Source organism: Mycobacterium deserti, assembly GCF_025345615.1.
Classification (GTDB): domain Bacteria; phylum Actinomycetota; class Actinomycetes; order Mycobacteriales; family Mycobacteriaceae; genus Mycobacterium; species Mycobacterium deserti.
In genome coordinates, this window is the sequence record NZ_JAODWD010000001.1 from 330,477 (window position 1) to 349,439 (window position 18,963).

At 64.6% G+C, this 18,963-nt stretch carries 18 protein-coding genes; 13 read left to right on the top strand and 5 right to left on the bottom strand.

Annotated elements, in window-relative coordinates:
• Positions 1 to 48: 48 nt before the first annotated feature.
• From N4S67_RS01660 to N4S67_RS01680, 5 genes are all read left to right on the top strand, one after another.
• Complete coding sequence (locus N4S67_RS01660; protein WP_260991198.1) at positions 49 to 1,269, top strand: acyl-CoA dehydrogenase family protein; 1,221 nt, start codon at positions 49 to 51, stop codon at positions 1,267 to 1,269.
• A gap of 44 nt (positions 1,270 to 1,313) precedes the next feature.
• Positions 1,314 to 2,264 carry an acyl-CoA dehydrogenase family protein gene (locus tag N4S67_RS01665; RefSeq protein ID WP_260992009.1) on the top strand — a complete coding sequence of 317 codons (951 nt, stop codon included), beginning with the start codon at positions 1,314 to 1,316 and terminating at the stop codon, positions 2,262 to 2,264.
• A gap of 13 nt (positions 2,265 to 2,277) precedes the next feature.
• On the top strand, positions 2,278 to 3,420 hold the full coding sequence (locus tag N4S67_RS01670) for an acyl-CoA dehydrogenase family protein (protein ID WP_260991199.1): 1,143 nt from the start codon (positions 2,278 to 2,280) through the stop codon (positions 3,418 to 3,420).
• A gap of 104 nt (positions 3,421 to 3,524) precedes the next feature.
• On the top strand, positions 3,525 to 4,265 hold the full coding sequence (locus tag N4S67_RS01675) for a FadR/GntR family transcriptional regulator (RefSeq protein ID WP_260991200.1): 741 nt from the start codon (positions 3,525 to 3,527) through the stop codon (positions 4,263 to 4,265).
• A complete protein-coding gene (locus N4S67_RS01680) occupies positions 4,262 to 5,095 on the top strand; it encodes a PaaI family thioesterase (RefSeq protein ID WP_260991201.1) in 834 nt (277 codons plus the stop codon). Before N4S67_RS01675 ends, N4S67_RS01680 begins: the two co-directional genes overlap by 4 nt.
• 3 nt (positions 5,096 to 5,098) lie before the next feature.
• Here N4S67_RS01680 and N4S67_RS01685 read toward each other — a convergent pair whose 3' ends face one another.
• The 3 genes from N4S67_RS01685 to N4S67_RS01695 are packed head-to-tail and all read right to left on the bottom strand — an operon-like array spanning position 5,099 to position 8,290.
• A complete protein-coding gene (locus N4S67_RS01685) occupies positions 5,099 to 5,908 on the bottom strand; it encodes an enoyl-CoA hydratase/isomerase family protein (RefSeq protein WP_260991202.1) in 810 nt (269 codons plus the stop codon).
• A 7-nt stretch (positions 5,909 to 5,915) separates the two neighbouring features.
• The gene (locus tag N4S67_RS01690; RefSeq protein ID WP_260991203.1) at positions 5,916 to 7,076 is read right to left on the bottom strand and encodes a thiolase C-terminal domain-containing protein; all 1,161 of its coding nucleotides are present in this window, start codon (positions 7,074 to 7,076) and stop codon (positions 5,916 to 5,918) included.
• Positions 7,073 to 8,290 carry a Zn-ribbon domain-containing OB-fold protein gene (locus tag N4S67_RS01695; protein WP_260991204.1) on the bottom strand — a complete coding sequence of 406 codons (1,218 nt, stop codon included), beginning with the start codon at positions 8,288 to 8,290 and terminating at the stop codon, positions 7,073 to 7,075. Before N4S67_RS01695 ends, N4S67_RS01690 begins: the two co-directional genes overlap by 4 nt.
• A 110-nt stretch (positions 8,291 to 8,400) precedes the next feature.
• Here N4S67_RS01695 and N4S67_RS01700 point away from each other — a divergent pair, with 110 nt between their 5' ends.
• The 7 genes from N4S67_RS01700 to N4S67_RS01730 all read left to right on the top strand — a co-directional run bounded on the left by N4S67_RS01700 (position 8,401) and on the right by N4S67_RS01730 (position 15,207).
• Positions 8,401 to 9,270: an SDR family oxidoreductase gene (locus N4S67_RS01700; protein WP_260991205.1), complete on the top strand. Its 870-nt coding sequence runs from the start codon at positions 8,401 to 8,403 to the stop codon at positions 9,268 to 9,270.
• Positions 9,271 to 9,276: 6 nt separating this feature from the next.
• Positions 9,277 to 10,425 (top strand): acyl-CoA dehydrogenase family protein, encoded by a 1,149-nt coding sequence (locus tag N4S67_RS01705; RefSeq protein ID WP_260991206.1) that lies wholly within the window; start codon positions 9,277 to 9,279, stop codon positions 10,423 to 10,425.
• Complete coding sequence (locus N4S67_RS01710) at positions 10,422 to 11,498, top strand: acyl-CoA dehydrogenase family protein (protein ID WP_260991207.1); 1,077 nt, start codon at positions 10,422 to 10,424, stop codon at positions 11,496 to 11,498. The genes N4S67_RS01705 and N4S67_RS01710 overlap by 4 nt, the downstream gene beginning before the upstream one ends.
• A gap of 29 nt (positions 11,499 to 11,527) precedes the next feature.
• Positions 11,528 to 12,307 carry an SDR family oxidoreductase gene (locus N4S67_RS01715; protein ID WP_260991208.1) on the top strand — a complete coding sequence of 260 codons (780 nt, stop codon included), beginning with the start codon at positions 11,528 to 11,530 and terminating at the stop codon, positions 12,305 to 12,307.
• An 81-nt stretch (positions 12,308 to 12,388) separates the two neighbouring features.
• Positions 12,389 to 13,216, top strand: coding sequence for a mycofactocin-coupled SDR family oxidoreductase (locus N4S67_RS01720; protein WP_260991209.1), 828 nt, complete (start codon positions 12,389 to 12,391; stop codon positions 13,214 to 13,216).
• Entirely contained in the window at positions 13,216 to 14,019 is an 804-nt protein-coding gene (locus N4S67_RS01725) for an SDR family oxidoreductase (protein WP_260991210.1), read from the top strand. The genes N4S67_RS01720 and N4S67_RS01725 overlap by 1 nt, the downstream gene beginning before the upstream one ends.
• 75 nt (positions 14,020 to 14,094) lie before the next feature.
• Complete coding sequence (locus N4S67_RS01730) at positions 14,095 to 15,207, top strand: cytochrome P450 (protein ID WP_260992010.1); 1,113 nt, start codon at positions 14,095 to 14,097, stop codon at positions 15,205 to 15,207.
• Here the strand turns inward: N4S67_RS01730 and fadD4 are convergent.
• The gene (gene fadD4, locus N4S67_RS01735; protein WP_260991211.1) at positions 15,198 to 16,760 is read right to left on the bottom strand and encodes a fatty-acid--CoA ligase FadD4; all 1,563 of its coding nucleotides are present in this window, start codon (positions 16,758 to 16,760) and stop codon (positions 15,198 to 15,200) included. The genes N4S67_RS01730 and fadD4 overlap by 10 nt on opposite strands.
• A gap of 114 nt (positions 16,761 to 16,874) precedes the next feature.
• Between fadD4 and N4S67_RS01740 the strand changes: the two genes are divergently transcribed.
• Positions 16,875 to 17,492: a cysteine hydrolase gene (locus N4S67_RS01740; protein ID WP_260991212.1), complete on the top strand. Its 618-nt coding sequence runs from the start codon at positions 16,875 to 16,877 to the stop codon at positions 17,490 to 17,492.
• 4 nt (positions 17,493 to 17,496) lie between these two features.
• On the opposite strand, the gene N4S67_RS01745 is transcribed toward N4S67_RS01740, so the two are convergent.
• A complete protein-coding gene (locus N4S67_RS01745; RefSeq protein ID WP_260991213.1) occupies positions 17,497 to 18,963 on the bottom strand; it encodes an MCE family protein in 1,467 nt (488 codons plus the stop codon).

Sequence of the window (18,963 nt, forward strand, 5' to 3'; positions counted from 1 at the left end):
GATTCGTCCGGCCGGCCGAATCCCCGGAAGGTCATGGAAGGGCGAGCGGTGTCGGTCCCAATTGACGATGCGGTGAACGATAGTCGCCGCGGCGACTACCTCGAGGATGTTGCGCTCTATCGCCACGACTTCCGTCAGTATCTGCGCACGCTGGACTGCGCGGACCAATGGCGGTCGGCGGCGAGCATGACCGCCGAGGATGGCTTGGCGCACGACGCCACGGTGATGGCGCGGCTGAACGCCGATGGCTGGAACCGCTACGGATGGCCCGAGTCCGCCGGTGGGCACGGTGGCAACGAAATTTATCGCGCCGTCTACTTCGAGGAACTCGGCTACGCGATGCTCCCGATCCCCGCCCAGGCGTGGACGCTGGAGGTGATGGGCCCAGCGGTGCTGAAGTTCGCGCCCGCCCTGGCCGCCGAATTTCTACCCGGCTACCTCAGGGGTGCGGAGTGGTGGGGCCAGGGGTTCTCCGAGCCCGAATCGGGGAGCGATCTGGCGTCCCTGCGCACGCGAGCGACCGACGACGGATCCGGCGACTTCGTCGTCAACGGCCAGAAGATCTGGACCAGCCAGGGCAGCACCGCCAAACGCCTCTGCGTGCTCGTGCGAACCGGCGCGTCCGATAGCCGTCATCGCGGGCTGTCGATGCTGTTGATTGACACCGACGCGCCCGGCATGACGGTGCGGCCGATCGCACTGGCAAGCGGCCGCCGCGAGCTGTCTGAGGTGTTCTTCGACGATGTGCGTGTCCCCCGCGAGCGGTTGGTCGGCGATGTCGACGCCGGCTGGGCCGTGACGATGTTCCTGATGCAGTACGAGCGCGGCATGTACGGCTATGCGGTCCTGAACAAGGTCCTCACCGAGTTGGGACGGCTGCGCGAATACATGGTCACCCGCGGCGCCAGTACGTCGCAGCGCGAACGGTTCGCCCGCGTGTACGTTGACGTCATCGCCGCCCAGGCCCGTGCCGCGACGACGGTGCGCAAACTCGCGGCAGGCGAGCCCGTGGGTGCCGACAGCAGCATCGACAAGCTCCTGTTCAGCCGCGCCGAGCGCGACGTGAACGACCTTCTGTTGGATGTCGCGCGCGACCACATGATGGTCGGTGCCCGTGCCGGTGTCGGACAGGAAGCCGAACTCGACACCGCCCGCGCGGAGTGGTGGTACTCGCGCGCCGCAACGATCATGGGAGGCACCGCCGAAGTGCAGCGCGGGATCATCGCCGACCATCTGCTCGGGCTGCCCAAGGAAAGGCGGGCATCGTGAACATCCGCCCGCAAGGAGCACGTTCGGCGGATGAGGCGTGGCCGATGGTCGAAGAGGCGGTGTTCCGGCTCTTCGACGACCTGGCCGCCAAGCAGGAACACGTCGTCCTCGGTCCCCGACTCGACGAACTGGGCTGGGCCGAGATCGAATCCGAGTATCCGATCGAAGCCTGTGGGCTCCTGTTCCGGGCGCAGGGCCGTTCGTTGGCAGTCACCGATGCGCTGGATCGCGTGATGATCGCCGAGTTGAGATCGCTGTTGGACGGGGAGGTCAACGCCATCGTGCTGCCGGGGCTCAGCCACGGCTACGCCCCGAGCTCAAACGAAGACCAGGTCAAAGGCATCGTGCTCGGTCCGCTGCGCGGCCGCGTCGCCGTGCCGGTCTCTCGCGCAATGGGCACGGTCTCCATCGCCGTTCTCGATGCCGACAGTCTGCGCGGTGAACGCATGGACACCTTCGATTCGTCGGTCACGTGGACTCGCGTCGACGGCTCGGTCGACGGCGAGTTGGTCGACGCGTCGACCGAATGGGGTCGGGCAATCGCCGCGGCGCACCGCGCGATCGCGACCGAGCTGATCGGGCTGGCCGACCAGGGACTGCGGATCGCCGTCGACCACATCAGCGTGCGCAAACAGTTCGGCGTGCCAATCGGCTCGCTGCAATCGCCTCGCCACGCCCTCGCCGATGCCGCGGCAACGCTGGAGGGTGCCCGGGCGCTACTCGGCGAATCCTGGTGCTTCGGGGGGGTTCTGTCGGCACAGACCGCGAAAGTGGCCGCGGGCCGCGCACACCGGGCCGTCAGCGACGCGGCGCTGCAGGTGTGCGGGGCAATCGGCGTCACTGCCGAGCACGACCTACATCGCTATGTCGCACGCGGACTCCAGGTGGACTCGCTGTGCGGTTCCTACCTTCAGCTGGAGTCGCTGCTCGCCGACCGCTTGTTCGACATCTACGAACCAGGTCGCGCGCTGCCCGCGATCATCAGTTGGGAATGACGAAGGAAAAACTTTGCGCCGCAATATCTTCGAAGAGATTCACGACGACTTCCGTGCCACCGCCCGGGAGTTTTTCGAACGGGAGTGCGTCCCGAACGTGGAGAAGTGGGAACGCGACGGGAAGGTCGGCCGTGAGGCCTGGCTGGCCGCCGGTGAACACGGATTGATCGGCTGGGAGTTCGACGAGAAGTACGGCGGGCTCGGACTCAAGGACTACCGGTTCAACCAGATCATCTCCGAGGAGATGTTCATGACCGGATCCGTCGGCATCGGCCTGGGTGTGCAGAACGACATCCTGATGCCCTACCTGAACAACCTCACGACCGACGAACAGAAGGAACGCTGGCTTCCTGGCTTCATCTCCGGCGAGTTGATCGGGTCGGTGGCCATGTCCGAACCGGCCGCGGGTTCCGACCTTGCGGGTATCAAGACCACCGCGCGCGACAACGGCGACCACTGGGTGGTGAACGGGCAGAAGACATTCATCAGCAATGGCCTGCTTTCCAAACTGGTGCTCACCGCCGTGAAGACGGACCCCTCGGCCCGCCACAAGGGCATCAGCCTGCTGATGATCGAGGACGGCATGGAGGGCTTCACGCGCGGTCGCAAGCTCGACAAGATCGGCCAGTACTCCGCCGACACGGCCGAACTGTTCTTCGAGGACGTCAAGGTGCCCAAGAAGAACCTCGTCGGCGAATTGAACCGAGGCTTCTACCACCTGGTGTCCAACTTGCCCAGCGAGCGCGTCGGGGTGGCCTGCTACGCGCTGCCCGCCGCGCGGCGAGCGCTGGAGCTCACCAAGGCATACGCGCTGGAGCGCACGGCGTTCGGGCAGCCGATTGGCACCTTTCAGGTCAACCGGCATTTCCTCGCCGAGATGCAGACCAAGCTCGACGCCGCGCAGACCTATCTCGACCAGTGTGTGTTGTCGGTCAACGACGGGACGCTGTCCGATGCCGACGCGGCCGGGCTGAAGTGGTGGACGTCGGAGGTCCAGTGGGAGATCATCGACCGCTGCCTGCAGCTGCACGGCGGCTACGGCTACATCAACGAGTACGAGGTGGCCCGGTTGTGGCGCGACTCGCGGGTGCAGCGGTTGTATGCCGGGACCACTGAGATCATGAAAGATCTGATGGGGAGAGCAATGGGGTACTAGCGATGAGCTTGATCACGATGCTGGCGCGGATGCCCGAGTCACTGGTGCAATTCAGTTAACCTGCCAAACAGTTAGTTGATTCAACCGAGCGGTGGAGGGTCGATATGGAGGTCACCAGCCTTCGGGAACCGAAGATGGCCGATCGGGTGGCCACCGTGCTGCGCAAAATGTTCATCCGCGGTGAGATCACCGAGGGCACCATGCTGCCACCCGAATCGGAGCTGATGGAGCGCTTCGGCGTGTCCCGGCCGACCCTTCGCGAGGCGTTCCGCGTCCTCGAATCCGAATCGCTCATCGAAGTACAGCGCGGTGTTCGCGGCGGCGCCCGTGTCACCCGGCCCCGGCGCGAAACGTTGGCCCGGTACGCCGGCCTGATCCTCGAGTACGAGGGTGTGACCCTCAAAGACGTCTACGACGCCCGTATGACGCTCGAGACGCCGATGATCGTGGAGCTGGCCAAGAGTCGCAACGCAGCCGTGATCGCCGAACTGGAGGGCATCGTCGAGCGTGAGGCCCAGCTGAAGCCTGGTAGTGACGCCGTCGACCAGCTGACCGACTTCCATGCCGCGGTCGCCCGATTGTCGGGCAACAAGACCCTGCAGATCATCAGCGCCATGCTCCACCACATCATCGAAAAGGCCAACCGTTCGCTTCAGCCGACGAAGGGCGACCGGGCGGAGGGTGCGGTACGCCGCTCGGCCAAGACACATCGCATGGTGCTGGATCTGATCAAGGCCGGTGAGGCTGAGAAGGCCGGCGAGCTGTGGCGCAAGCACCTGCAGAAGGCCGAGGAGTTCGTCCTCGCCGGTGCCGAATTGTCGACAGTCGTCGACCTTCTCGAATGACGCGGACAGACCGGCGCCCCGATGTTCTCATCGAGACCCCAATGCACGTGCTGCGGCGTTTCGGTATCGAGATGATCGACGCGAACGTCGAGAACGAGACCGCGGCGATGTCGATGTCGTTGGCGGGCATGCGCAATCCGTTCAACGATACGCCGACGGTCGGGCCACTTGGTGTGCTCGTGGATGCAGTCAGCGGGTTCGTGAACCACTTCCGGCACGACACCGGCGAGTGGACGGTGTCCACCGAGTTGACCCTCGAGCTGAGTCCGGACGGAAGCGACCGCGCCAGCGCAGACGATGCCGCACCGGTCGTCGCACTCGGCCGGTTGTTGGGTCCCCGGGGTAGCACCTCCCTGTCGTTCTGCACGCTGACGTGTGACGACGTCGTGATCGGTGGCGGCACCGTACGGTCCTTCTTCGTCACCCCCGACCAAGTCGTCCGCGACGAACCCGACGAGACGCTGCACCGGACCGAATCGACACCGCTCTCGGAGTTGCTGGCCGTGGAGACGGGCGTCGCCTCCGCCGATATATGCGTTCTTCGCCAGCGGCCGGATCCCTTCCTCGACAACGCCGTCGGGGTCGTCAACGGCGGCGTCGCCTCGGCCGGTCTCGAACTCGCAGCATCCGCGGTGATGAACAACGGTGGGCGGACGATGCGCACGGCATCGGTCAGGGTGAACTTCCTGCGCCCCTTCCTCGCCGGCGATCATTCCCGCTACGAGGCCTCGCCCCTGAGGATCGGCAGAGCGATGGCAGTCGCCGATGCGCAGGCGCTCGCCGAGGACGGCAGGCCCGCGTTAGCGGCCCGCGTCACGGCCTATCGTTAGCCGCTACTTCTTCGATCGCGCGCGGAACGCGGCGACCCTCTCCTGGAATTCCGGCGTCGAGAACGATGTGAGTTCCTCGGCCAGCGCGTATTCGAGCACACCCTGCGCGGCGCGGGCCAGGTGCATGTTCAGCGCCACTTTCGACGACCGCAATGCCTGCGGCGGCAGCGCGGCGAACCGCTCCCCCAGAGCCAGTGCCTCGTCGAGCACCTCGCGGTCGGGTACGACCTTGGTGACCAGGTTCAGCTTTTCGGCGATCGGTGCGGTGATGCGGTCGCCGAGAAGAACGTACTCCTTGGCCTTCATCATGCCGATCAGCAGAGGCAGCATCGCGGCGCCGCCGTCACCGGCAGTCAACCCCACCGCTACGTGCGGGTCAGCGAGGTAGCTGTTCTCCCCCATCACCAGCAGGTCGGACAGCAGAGCGATCGAACAGCCCAGCCCCACCGCCGGGCCGTTGACCGCGGATACCAAGGGTTTGGGGAAGTTGATCACCTCGAGGAAAACCGTTCGCGCCTCGTGTATTTGAAAGGTGCGCGCTACCTCGTCTTCGATGAGGCGGCCGAACATCACCATGTCCCCGCCCGCTGAAAAAGCTTTACCGACACCGGTCGTCACGACCGCCTTGACGTCGTCGTCGGCATCGAGCACCTTCCAGACGGTCGCGAAGGCATGATGCACCTCCTCGGTGACGGCGTTCAGCGCCTCCGGCCGGTTGATGCTCACGACATGGACATTGCCGCGCTTCTCCACCAAGAGCCACGGCGCAAACTGCTCGTAGCCGGCGAGTGTCGCGATCTGCGAGGTGGTCATGAAGCTCCTAATTCTTGTCGCTGGAAAGAATGGTGACCGCTGATACCGCGGTAGGACCACCGATGTTGTGCGCTAGGGCAACCCGGGCGCCGTCTACTTGATTCTCGGCCTGACCGCGAAGCTGGTTGAACAGTTCGTAACACTGCGCCACCCCGGTTGCCCCCGGCGGATGCCCCTTGGCCTTCAACCCACCGCTGGGATTGATCGGTATCGATCCGCCGACATAGTGTTCGCGGCCTTCGACCAGCTTGTACGCCTCGAAGCGGTTGGCGAATCCCAGGTCCTCGTAACTGATCAGTTCGACGCCGGTGAAGCAGTCGTGCACCTCGGCGACATCGATGTCACGTGGTGTCAAACCCGCCATTTTCATAGCGGACTTCGCGGCGCGCACCGTGGGCGGGAAGGTCGTCATATCCGATTTGTGTTGATGCATCACGCGATCCATGCCCAAACCGACACCGCGCACCCACACCGGCCGATCGGTGTACCGGTCCACTACGTCTTCGGCGGCCAGGATGACCGCGGCGGCACCATCGCTCTGTGGCGTGCAGTCATACAGACCGAAGGGCTCGACCACGATCGGGGCGGCCAGCGCCTGCTCGACGGTGATCTCATACCGCAGTTGTGCCTTCGGGTTCTTCAGGGCGTGGAAATGATTCTTCACCGCCACCATCGCCATGTGCTCCTTCGTCGCCGGCGACTCGTGCAGGTAGCGGATCACGTGCAGCGCGAAGTTCGCAGGAGCAACCAGCCCCAGCGGATAGTCCCATGCGTTGTCGCGTGTCATGGCCGCCCAGTCCCAGAACGTCGTCGTCGACGACGTCTCGCGGACCTTGTCGGCGCCCACCACGAGTACAACGTCATACAAGCCGGACGCGATGGCCATGGTGCCGTTGCGAATCGCGTCATTGCCCGTCGCACAGGCATTTTCGATTCGAGTCACGGGAATTTCGGTGAGATCCAGGGTGTCGGCCAGAATGCCGGACGGGAAGCCGTCGGTGGTGGACAGCTCGCCGAACCACGCGGCTTCGATCTCGGATTTCGTGATGCCCTTGTCGACGCCCGCGACCGCCTCGGCATACGCCATCGGCACCAGATCCTTCAGGCCGAGTTCGAAATGCTCCGCGAACGGCGTCATTCCCGCGCCGACGATGGCAACGTTCCTCACGTGAGAACTCCTTCTGCATTGCGGCCCGGCCAGAACGCATACCCGTAATCGGGTATGCCCGAACGGATCGCAATCCTGCGCAACACCACGGCCCCGGCCTGCCCGATTGCCGCCTCGCCCGCCGGTACACCGGTGACCTTCATCAATGCCCGGACCGGGCTGCCGTCGAGCTGTACGACTGCCAGCGAGTACGGGCTCGGCAAGTCGGGCACCGGAATGCGAATGGTCGTATGGGTGTAGACGGTGCCGGTGCGCGGCAGTGGTTCGAGGCGATAGTCGCCGGCCAGTGTGCCGGAATCGTCCACCCGCGCCCGTGGCGGGAATTGGGGTGCCGAATCGATGCCTGGTCGCTCGTCGAAAACAGCAGCCTCCCAGCGGATCTTCGGCTCGAACGCGCGACTGTAGGCCGGCATCGAGATCGGGATGCCGACACCTTCCGCCGTGGTGAACTTCGGCAGTTCCCGGGGTTCGACCTCATCGCGCGTGATCCGGGTGTCGCCCGGGGCGATCTCGGCCACGCTCATCGCGGCCTGCTCCACCGCGAGCAGCAGTCCGGCCTGCTCGATTGCTCCGGCGAGGACCCGTATCACTCCGGCAGCGCTGGACGCCGGCTCCTCGATGGCGCTCGACGTGTCGAAGACACGGCCGAGTTGTTTCGCGGGCACGCCGACGACGCCGGCCACGGCCCCTGCTTCCAGCTCGAGCTTCGCCAGTGTCCCCAGGAAACCGACCTCCCGTTGCAGCCGAGGGTCCGGGTAGTTGGAACGGGTTCCATCGTCGCGACGGGCCACCAACGGCAGGCTTCGGCTCCGGCGCCCCCTGGCCGTCACGTCGGCACCCCCCTCGCCGGTGAGCACCGCGGCCGCGCCGACGGCGGTGTCGTTGTCGTCGGACCCGATCACGAGCGTGCCGGGGCTGGCGTCGACAATCTGATCCAGTACGGCGGGCGCGCCGCCGAGCACCTCGGTGACGGGAACGTCCCCCGGCAATCCGAGCGCCGCGAGCAGCACGGCGCCGTTACCACCCTCGACGAGCGGGAAATTCCGCGAGACGTGCACGACGCGCCGCGCTATGGCCGCCGAATCGGCGGCCCGACCTGCGGCCACGGCCATCGTGAGCGCATCCTCGTCGGGTCCCTTGACGCGACGCTTACCGCCCGATGTCCCCGAGGTCCATGGCGGCAGGTATGTCCCGATCGACACGATTGAGGTCACGTCATCTCGCTTCGCTGGGCCGATAGGGCCCGAACTCGGATTGGTCAATAAGCTATATAGTTATAGCATTCGGCACAAGCGATCCAACGATGGGGCAAGGAGACAACACTGTGGCTGAGTCCACGCCGCGCACCCTGCGCGACTGCGTCGTCATCGTCACCGGCGCCAGTCGCGGCATCGGGCGGGAGATCGCCGTACGCGCCGCCGCGGACGGCGCCCGCGTTGGCCTGCTCGCCAAGACCGACACGCCCAACTCCAAGATCGCCGGGACCCTGGGCGAAACGGCACAGGCTGTGCGCGAGGCGGGCGGGCAGGCGCTGTCAGTCGTCTGTGATATCCGCGACGCCGATGTGACCGCCTCGGCGGTAGCCGAGATCGCCGACGCATTCGGTGGCATAGACGTCGTGATCAATAACGCGGGTGCGCTGGATCTACGCTCCACACAGAAGCTGCCGCCCAAGAACTTCCGCAAGTTGCTCGAGATCAACGTCGAGGGGCCGTTCGCGGTCGTGCAGTCAGCGCTGCCCTACCTGCGTCAGTCGGACAACGCGCACATCGTCAATGTGTCGCCGCCGTTGAACCTCGACCCGTCGTGGGTGGGCGCACACGTTGGCCACACCGTGGGGAAGTACGCGGAAAGTCTTCTGACGCTGGGTTGGTCAGCCGAGTTCGCCTCGATCCCAATCGCGGTGAACTCGCTGTGGCCGGCCACCACCGTCGCAAGCACCGGCATGATCGTCGCGATGGGCGAGGACACGGTCCGTGCTCAGGCCCGCGATCCGCGCATCATGGCAGAGGCGGTGGTCACCCTGGTCACCCGCCCCGCGGCCGTGTGTACGGGCAACTTCTACAGCGACGAAGAGGTGCTGCGTGGAGAAGGCGTAGACGACCTGTCCTCCTACCGCCTGGCTGCCAGCGAGGAAGATCTGACACCGAACTTTTACCTCCCCTCGACACCGCTGCCCAAGATTCGAGGTTGAATCACCGTGACCTCCTTTGCCGCCTTGAGCGCGAACGAGCCCGAGCTGGGAAGGCTGCGGGCCTCGATACGCGAATTTCTGCACGCCGACCGGGCCGAGCACGGCTGGCGCCCCGCCGTCGACTCATGGCTGGGCCAATGGGACCAAGACTTCAGCGCACGCCTCGGCGACGCCGGATTCGTCGGCATGATCATCCCGAAGCAGTACGGCGGCCAGGGACTCAACCACCTGCATCGGTACGTGGTCACCGAGGAATTACTCGGCGTAGGCGCGCCGGTTGCCGCCCACTGGGTCGCCGACCGCCAAGTCGCCCCAGGCCTGTTGGCCTACGGCACCGACGAACAACGCGAACGGCTGCTGCCACGCATCGCCGCGGGTCGGTACTTCTCGTCGATCGGAATGAGCGAGCACACCGCGGGATCCGACCTCGCCGCGGTACAGACAAAGGCGACCAGGACCGACGGCGGCTGGCTGCTCAGCGGCACCAAGGTGTGGACCAGCGGCGCTCACCTTGCCCATCAGGTTGTTGTGCTGACCAGGACGAGCCCGCCGGATCCCGACCATCGGCACGCCGGTTTCAGCCAGTTCATCGTGCCGTGCGATGCCGAGGGTGTGCGCATCGAACCGATCCGGCTGATGAACGGCGAACATCACTTCAACGAGGTCACGTTCAACGACGTGCTCGTGCCCGACGTTGACGTGCTAGGCGAAGTCGGCAACGGCTGGCACCAAGTCACCTCCGAGCTGTCTTTCGAGCGCAGCGGTCCCGAGCGACTGCTGTCCACCGCTCCGCTGATCGTCGCCGCGATCCGGGTCCTGAGCTCCGGACCGACGCCCGATGACCGCACTGCCGAAGGTGTGGGCGACCTTCTGGCACGGTTGATCTCGTTACGTCAGCTCTCGGTCTGGGTGGCCCGGATGCTCACCGATCACGCGGACGCAGCCAACCAGGCGGCTCTGGTCAAGGATCTCGGCACCCGTTTCGAGCAGGACTCGATCGAGGTCGTCGCCGACCTCGTCGACAGGGTGCCCGCGACGCCGGAACTGGCCGAACTGCTGACCACCGCGCGACTACACAAGCCGGTGTTCACTCTCCGCGGCGGTACCAACGAGGTGTTGCGCGGTGTGGTCGCGCGCGGTATGGGATTGCGATGAGCGCACTTTCGGGTGGCGTGTTCGACACCGGACCGGTCGACGACGACAACGCCGAGCTTCGCCGTCTCGTCGACGACATCGGCCGGCAGTCCTTCGATGCCCGACTGGGTTCGCGCCGCGTGCCCGAGCAATTCGACGATGACCTCTGGCGCAACCTCGATGAGACCGGTCTGGCGCGGCTGACGAGTACGCCGGATCTGGGCGCGGGACCCGAACAGCTCGCCGTCGTACTGCGCGGCATCGCCCGGCATGCCGGCGCGGTTCCGATAGCCGAAACAGACGCTCTGGCAGCATGGCTGGGCCACACAGTCGGGCTCGACCTGCCAGCGGGGCCGCTCACCGTCGCCATCGCCGATCCCGGCGACTCGGTCGGCCGAATCGCCGGGACGGCGACGGACGTGCCGTGGGCGAGGGCGAGCACGTCGGTGCTGCTTCTGGCACGCGGCGCGGGTACGGCGCGCGTCGGGATCCTCGACGTCGAGGGTGCGCGGGTCGAGGACGGCCATAACCTCGCGGGCGAACCACGTGACCGGCTGACCTTCGATGTCGCGGCCGACGAACTGACCGACGTCGATCCCGCGATCGCCGACGAACTGGTTCTGCGCGGTTCATGGTGCCGCTGCATGCAGATCATCGGTGCGCTAGATGCCGCTGCAGCGATGTCGGTGGCGCACACTCAAGACCGGATCCAGTTCGGGCGACCGCTGAGCAAATTTCAGGCGGTGCAGCATGCACTTGCAGCGATGGCTGGGGAGATCGAACGTGCTCGCGCCGTCACCAGTCTTGCCGTCGCGGCAGCTAGCGACTACGGGTTCACCATGTCTGCAACCGACTACGCCGTCACCGCGGCGCGGGTTGCGGTCGGTCGTGCGGTCACACCGGTCACGACGATCGCTCACCAGCTTCACGGCGCCATCGGTGTCACCGACGAGCATGCGCTGTGGTCGGTGACCACCCGCGCGCAAAGCTGGGCGGCCGAATACGGCTCGACGGTGAGTCACGCGCGGCGACTGGGCCGCATGGCGCTGGCCGCCGTCGAGCCATGGGACCTGGTCGTCGGCAACGTGTCGTAATCGGAATCAATTGAGCTGGAGGAGAACGGGTGGTCATCGGGAAGTTCGAGGGTGCATCGGCCATTGTCAGCGGCGGTGCAGGCGGGCTCGGCGCAGCAGCCGTGCGCCGGCTGCATGCCGAAGGCCTCGGTGTGGTTATCGCGGACCTTGCGGCGGACAACGGCAAGGCGCTGGCCGATGAGTTGGGCAGTCGGGCCTTGTTCGTCAGCACCGATGTAACGAGTGAGGACTCCGTCCACCGCGCGATCGAGCAGGCCAATCAGCTCGGCCGATTGCGCTACGCGGTGGTCGCACACGGCGGGTTCGGAGTCGCACAGCGCATCGTGGGTCGTGATGGCAGCCCTGCGGATTTCGGCGGGTTCACCAATACCATCGACCTTTATCTCAATGGCACCTACAACATGGCGCGCTTGGTAGCGGCGTCTGTCGCAGCCGCCGATGCGGACGAAGGCGGCGAGCGCGGTGCACTCGTCCTGACCGCATCGATCGCGGGTTATGAGGGCCAGATCGGTCAATCCGCCTACGCCGCCGCCAAGGCGGGCGTCATCGGCTTGACTATCGCGGCGGCGCGCGACCTGAGCTCGCTCGGCATTCGTGTCAATACCATCGCCCCCGGGACGATGAAGACGCCGATCATGGAGTCGGTCGGCGAAGAGGCGATCGCCAAGTTCGCAGCCAATGTGCCGTTCCCCAAGCGGCTCGGCACCCCTGACGAGTTCGCCGACGCCGCCGTGTTCCTGCTGTCGAACGGGTACGTGAACGGCGAAGTCATGCGGCTGGACGGGGCTCAGAGGTTCGGGCCCCGCTAGGGACCCTCTAAACAGACAAATAGTTGAATGATTCAAGTGGCTCCGCGTAGCATCGAGGCACCCGACGAGAGGATTTGCACGATGGGCTTGCTTGACGGCCGAGTCGTCTTCATCACCGGAGCGGCCCGCGGACAGGGCCGGTCACACGCGGTCATGTTCGCCGAGGAGGGTGCCGACATCGTCGGTGTCGACATCTGCGAAGACCTCGACGTCGCGCCCTACAAGCTGGGTACGTTCGACGAACTCGAGGAGACGGCGCGCCTCGTCGAGAAGACGGGGCAGCAAATGGTCTTTCAGAAGGCCGACGTCCGAGACCGGGCCGCGCTGCAAACGGCATTCGACGTCGGCGTGCAGCAGTTCGGCCACATCGACACAGTGATCGCCAACGCGGGCGTCATCCTGACCAATCCCGACGAGGTCGACGCTGACGCAGCGTTGCGGATCGGGATCGACATCATGCTGATCGGCGTGTGGAACACTTTCCAGATCGCCATTCCCCACCTCAAGAAGCGCGGCGAAGGCGGCAATCTGATCGCCACCAGCTCAATGGCAGCCCTGCTGAACGTCACTGACGGCAGAGGCGGCTCCGACGCCTACAACATGTCGAAGCTCGCGATCACCGGCTTGGTGCAGTCCTATGCCAATCTCCTTGCACCGGATCGTATTCGGGTAAACGCCGTCGCGCCGACCAATTGTATGACACCGATGGTCACCGAGAACCCCGCGCTGTTCAAGGTCATCGAACAGACGCCACACCTGGTGAACGCCATGCAGACGGCGCTGCCGGACCTCCCCGTGATCGAACCGCGGGACGTCACCAACGCCATCTTGTTCCTCGTCTCCGACAAGGGCCGCTCGTTCACCGGCAGCGTGCTCAAGGTCGACGCGGGCATGGACGTGCGCCGATAATGCCTATCGACTACGGTATCGCGGGCAGGCCGGCTCTGATCGTCGGCGGCAGCAAGGGCATGGGTTTCGGAGTCGCCAAAATACTTGCTGCGCAGGGCTGCCCGGTGGCAGTGCTTGCCCGCACCAAAAGCGACGTCGATGCAGCGGTGGACGTCCTGCGTGCCGACGGGGGGACGGCGGTCGGTGTATGCGCTGATGTCAGCCACGAGGAGCAGATCCAGAATGCCGTCCGTCAGATCGGCAATGACTTGGGTGCGCCACTGATCGTGATCGGTCAGGCCATCTACCAAAGGCCGGGTGACTTCGCCGACATCAATGATCTCAACGTCTATCGCGAGTCGTTCGAGGCGTACACCATGAGTTCGATTTTTCTTCTACGGTCAGTGCTGCCGGCAATGCAGAAAGCGGGCTGGGGTCGCTTTGTGCACATCGGGTCGGGCACCGCCAAGGAACCTGCGGGCAATATCCATCATGCGGTGGCAAACGCCACTCGGCCGTCCACCGTTGGTCTGCTCAAGACAGTGTCCGACGAATACGCCCGCTACGGCATCACGGTCAACACCGTCGCGCCCGGGTGGATCGAAACCGACAATGCGAACGCCTACATCGAGAAGAACCTGGGCGTGACAACTGAGGAGGCGCGCCGCGACTTCATGCTGAGCCAGGCGCGGGTGCCCGCGGCGCGGATGGGCAAACCGCACGAAATCGCTTCGCTGGTCGCGTATCTGTGTTCGGAGGCTGCCGGCTACATCACCGGGGCCTGGATTGAAGTGGACGGTGGCCTGCATCGTTCGGCGTTCTGAGAGCGAGGAAGTTTCGTGAGTAGCGTGCATTCGATCATCGACGGCGCGACCGAAGTGGACTGGGCGGCGCTGCCCATGGCCGGTGATCGCGGCGTCGGGTGGAAGGTGGTCCGGGATTTGGGCCCAGTCGTGTATGCGGACGGCTGGCACTACCTGACACACCGCGAAGATGTGCTCACTGCGTTACGGGATCCGGGGATGTTCTCGTCGAAGAAGGCCTTTGATGAACTCGGCAGCCCGCTGCCCCTGGTACCCATCTCATTCGACCCTCCCGAGCACACCCGATTCCGAAAGATCCTGCAGCCGTTCTTCAGTCCGCACACGCTCAAGGACATGCTGCCGTCGCTGCAGAAACAGGCTGTCAACATCATTGATGCCGCCGCATCCAAAGGCGAGTGCGATGTGATGGCCGATATCGCCATCCCCTACCCGTCACAGGTGTTCCTGACACTGTTCGGCCTTCCCTTGGAAGATCGTGACCGGCTGATCGCATGGAAGGACAATGTCATCGCTCTCTCGGAGCTCCCGTCGATGGAGGGCGCCGATCTCACCCCCGCTCTCGAACTGGTCACCTATGTCTCCGAGGCGATCAACGAGCGACGCGCCAATCCGGGCGACGATCTGTTGTCGAAGGTACTCACCGGAGAGGATCCACTCGACGATGCCGAGGCCATCGGGCTGAGCTTCCTGTTCGTGCTGGCCGGATTGGACACCGTCACCGCATCGATGGGATTCGCGATGCTGGAGCTGGCGCGCAATCCCGAATTGAGGCGGCAACTGCGCGAGAACCCGGACGACATCAGGGTGTTCGTCGAGGAGATCGTCCGACTCGAACCTCCGGCCCCGATAGTGCCGCGCGTCACGACCGGCGAAGTGACCATCGGCGGCGTGACATTCCCCGAAGACACGCGGCTGCGACTGTGTCTTGGCGCGATCAACCGCGACGACAGCGACGCGATATCCGCCAATGATGTGGTGATGGACGGGAAGGTGCATCCGCACTGGGGTTTCGGCGGCGGGCCGCACCGCTGCCTCGGCTCCCATCTGGCGCGCATGGAGCTCACACTGATCATCAAAGAGTGGCTCAAGAGAGTTCCCGATTTCGAGCTGGCCACCGACGGCGTACCAGAGATCATCTTCCCTGCCAACACTTTTGGGCTCGGATCTCTACTTCTGCGCTACGGCTGACCTCCAGGGGACGAGGAATACTTCTCCACGAGTTCCCGCTTGACGAGCTTTCCGGTGTCGGTCCGCGGCAGCGCCACCTCGAACGAGATGGAGCGCGGGCACTTGTAGTGCGCCATCCGTTCTCGCAGCCAGACCAGTAGGTCGTCGCCGAAGGCTCGGGTGGCGTCGGCTTGATCGACGGTCTGCACTACGCCTTTGACGGCCTGGCCCATCTCGTCGTCCGGAACACCGAAGACCGCGGCGTCGAGCACCTTCGGATGGGTCACCAACAGATCCTCAGCCTCTTGCGGATAAATGTTCACTCCACCAGAAATGATCATGTGGTGCCGACGGTCTGTCAGGAACAGAAAGCCGTCGTCGTCCAGGTAACCGATGTCGCCGACGGTCACCCAGCCGTGCGAGTCGCGTGCCGCTTCCGTCTTCGCCCGGTCCCTGAGGTACTCGAACGAATAGCCGCCGTCGAAGTAGATTTCGCCAACCATGCCCGGCGGCAGCTCCTCACCGTCTTCACCGACAATGTGGGGGATCCCCACCAGCGGACGGCCCACGGACCCCGGGTGGGTCAGCCACTCATCGGCACGGATGAACGACGCGCCCGCCGCCTCGGAGGACGCGTAGTACTCGTCGATGATCGGACCCCACCAGTCGATCATCTGCCTCTTGATGTCGACCGGACACGGTGCAGCGGCATGCACTACTCGCTGGAGACTGGACACATCGTATGAATCACGGACGGCGAGAGGCATCTTGAGCATCCGCACGAACATCGCGGGAACGAACTGGCCATGGGTGACGCGGTAACGCTGAATGCAATCCAGCGCAGACTCGGGATCGAACCTCTCCATCACGACCACTGTGCCCCCCAGCGACTGCACCGCCATCGACCAGAACCCGGGCGCGGTGTGATAAAGGGGCGCCGGACTCAAATACACGGCCTCGCCGGTGATCCCGACCGCATTCATCAGCGGAGTCAACAGGTTTGGCGCCTCGGCAGGACTGACGTGCGGGAGGTCGCGGCGGATTCCTTTCGGTCGGCCGGTGGTGCCCGACGAATATTGCAGCAGATCACCTTCTGACTCATCGGCGATCGGCCCCGACGGTTGATCGGCAACGCATTCCGGATAGCGTTGCCAGCCGTCCATGTCGTCGTCGGCGATCATCAACAGCTTCGGGAGTTCCCCGGTTGGTGCCCCACCTTCGGGCGTGGTCCCCAGCTCTGAAAGTCCCTCGCACACCGCGCGTGTGGCCCGGGACCCGATCACCGCCTTTGCGTCGCTGTTGTTTACGATGTAAGCCACTTCCAACGCCGTGAGATGGGTATTGACCAGGGTGTAGTACAGGCCGCTCCGCCGTGCCGCCCACATCACCGCATGCGCGTGCTGGTTGTTCTCCAAGATCGCGGCGACTGTGTCGCCCTCACGCAGACCCGCCTTCCGGAAGAAGTGTGCAAGCTGGTTGGCGCGGCTCTCCAGTTCGGCGAAGTCGACCGTGGTTCCGGATGGATACAGGATGATGGCGGGCTTGCCGGAGCCGATGTGCTCACGGATCTGCATGACCTCGATTCTACGGTCCGAGCATCACGGTTCGTCACGAATTGCATTCGATGCTAGCTGTTTTGGTGTTGATTCCCTGACATCTGTGTCTTAAGTTGCATACGCTGATGATCCATGTCACCCTCACCGAGCAGCCCTGAACTCGCCCACGTTGCGGTCCTCTGCGTGGAGTGCCAGAACGGAGTTCTCGGACCGGGCTCGGCGCTCCCTCAGTTGGCCGCTGACAGTGCCGGTCTAGTCACGAACCTGCGCCGTCTGCTCGACGCCGCGCGCGGGTACGGTGCGCGAGTGGTCCACGCCACATATGAGGGCAGCGTGGGTGGCGGGCATCCGGGTACCGCTCGCCTTTGGCGCACACTGGGACCGCTGACCGCTTCATGGAGGCCCCGTTCCCCCGAAACGCAGGTGCTGCCAGATCTTTTGGGACCGACCGATCTGGTGTTGCCGCGGCACCACGGCCTCTTCCCGACGATTGACTCTGAGCTGTTGCCGGTTCTACGAGGACTGGGTGTGCACACGGTTGTGCTTGCGGGTGTTTCGCTGAACCTCGCGCTGCCTATCACCGCGGGCCACATCACCCAGGCCGGCTTCGAGCTCATCGTCCCCCGCGACGTCGTCGGCGGAACGCCTGTCGAATACGGGATTCAGGTGCTGGACCACACTATTGCGGTACTTGGCCGACTCACCACCGCAGACGCTCTCATCTCCGAGTGGGCCGTCGCCAGAGCTTGAGCGATCACCGACCCGGCGGGGTCAGCATGTCCTGCCAGCTATCCGGGCCGCCGTCGCGCGCCAGATTCGACTGTGTATAGACCTTGCCGTCGGGACCCACGTAGGTGCCGGTAGCCGGGTCGTATTCTGCAGCCGCGATCGGAAGAGCCTGCGTCGGTCCCGTTCCGCCCGGCGGAATGCCGGTCGAGCCAGGATTGCCCGGAGGTGGCTGCGGGATAGGCTGACCGGTCGTCGTCGCGTTCGGGTCGCCCTTCCAGTTCCAGCCCTCGTTGAGCGGGACGTAGACCTCGTCACTCTCACACATCGCGGCCGTCGGCGCGCGTTTGCCCGGCTTCGTCACGCACGGAATATTGCGCTGCCCACGCACATTGACCGAAGAATCCTGCGGGATCCGGCAGTACACGGGGTCCGCCGGCGGTGGTGGATAGTCCTCCAGGGCCGCCCCTCGCTGCTGCTGGGCCGGAAGAAATCCAGTGGTACACGTCGGCGGCAGGTTGATGTTGAGATTGAAAGAAAGGAACGCGCCGTTGTAATCCTGTTTGGTGTTGCGGTTGGGTACACCGACAGCCTGGATAGCCTCTGTACCAGTAGGCAACAGAACCAACAGATATTCGATGTTGGGTTGATATGCCAGCGCGACGTCCCCCACCGAGACCAGGTTCGTCAGCAGCACCGGCAGTGTTGGTTTGACCCTGTCGAAGAGCGCACGAATTTCGTCGGCGGCTCTGGGAGCACCCTGAAGTGTGCCGCGTACCGCGGCGTCGTTGGTTCTCAGCTGGTCGGTGACCGTGCCCAGGTGATCCGCCCACGCCTGCACGGAATCGGCGGTGTCGGTCTGAGTTTCGAGGATTGGCGCCACGTTGTCGGTCAGGTTCGTGAGGTCGCCGAGATTGGCCGTGGCGTCGATCGCCAAGTTGGACCCACCTTTGAAAAAGCGCGCCAGCTCAGGACCCAGCCCGCCGAGGGCCGTATATGCCTCGTCGACCGCGGTCTTGAGGTTGTCCTGCGGAATCGCTTGGAGTCCTCGATTGGTCGCGTTGAGCAGTTCATTGATGTCCGGTGGTACCGAACTCCGGTTGCGCGCAATGACATCGCCATCTTTCAACGGTGGCGATGTGGCGTTGTTCGGCAAAAGCGCGATGTACTGCTCGCCGACGGCGCTCTGGCTGTGCACCTCGACATCGAGATCCGACGGGATCGCGATGCCGGAATCGAGGATGAGCTCCGCCTCGACGCCGGTGTCAGTCAATGCGACTTTCTTCACCGTGCCCACCTCGGTACCGCGGTAGGTGACATTACTGCGTTCGTACAGCCCGCCCGCCTCGGGCAACTCGACGGTGACCGAGTAGCGGTTGACGCCGAATACCAGACTCGGGATCTGCACGAAGCCCAGGCCCATGATCGTCAGCGCGGTCAGCGACACTACGCAGAAGATGATGATCTGAATCCAGACCCGCCTTGTCATCCGCAT

Coding starts and splice junctions, on each gene's coding strand:
- N4S67_RS01665 (WP_260992009.1), top strand. CDS start 1,314: ATGGTCGAAGAGGCGGTGTTCCGGCTCTTCGACGACCTGGCCGCCAAG.
- N4S67_RS01675 (WP_260991200.1), top strand. CDS start 3,525: ATGGAGGTCACCAGCCTTCGGGAACCGAAGATGGCCGATCGGGTGGCC.
- N4S67_RS01680 (WP_260991201.1), top strand. CDS start 4,262: ATGACGCGGACAGACCGGCGCCCCGATGTTCTCATCGAGACCCCAATG.
- N4S67_RS01685 (WP_260991202.1), bottom strand. CDS start 5,908: ATGACCACCTCGCAGATCGCGACACTCGCCGGCTACGAGCAGTTTGCG.
- N4S67_RS01710 (WP_260991207.1), top strand. CDS start 10,422: ATGAGCGCACTTTCGGGTGGCGTGTTCGACACCGGACCGGTCGACGAC.
- N4S67_RS01720 (WP_260991209.1), top strand. CDS start 12,389: ATGGGCTTGCTTGACGGCCGAGTCGTCTTCATCACCGGAGCGGCCCGC.
- N4S67_RS01725 (WP_260991210.1), top strand. CDS start 13,216: ATGCCTATCGACTACGGTATCGCGGGCAGGCCGGCTCTGATCGTCGGC.
- N4S67_RS01730 (WP_260992010.1), top strand. CDS start 14,095: ATGGCCGGTGATCGCGGCGTCGGGTGGAAGGTGGTCCGGGATTTGGGC.
- fadD4 (WP_260991211.1), bottom strand. CDS start 16,760: ATGCAGATCCGTGAGCACATCGGCTCCGGCAAGCCCGCCATCATCCTG.
- N4S67_RS01740 (WP_260991212.1), top strand. CDS start 16,875: ATGTCACCCTCACCGAGCAGCCCTGAACTCGCCCACGTTGCGGTCCTC.
- N4S67_RS01745 (WP_260991213.1), bottom strand. CDS start 18,963: ATGCGGATGACAAGGCGGGTCTGGATTCAGATCATCATCTTCTGCGTA.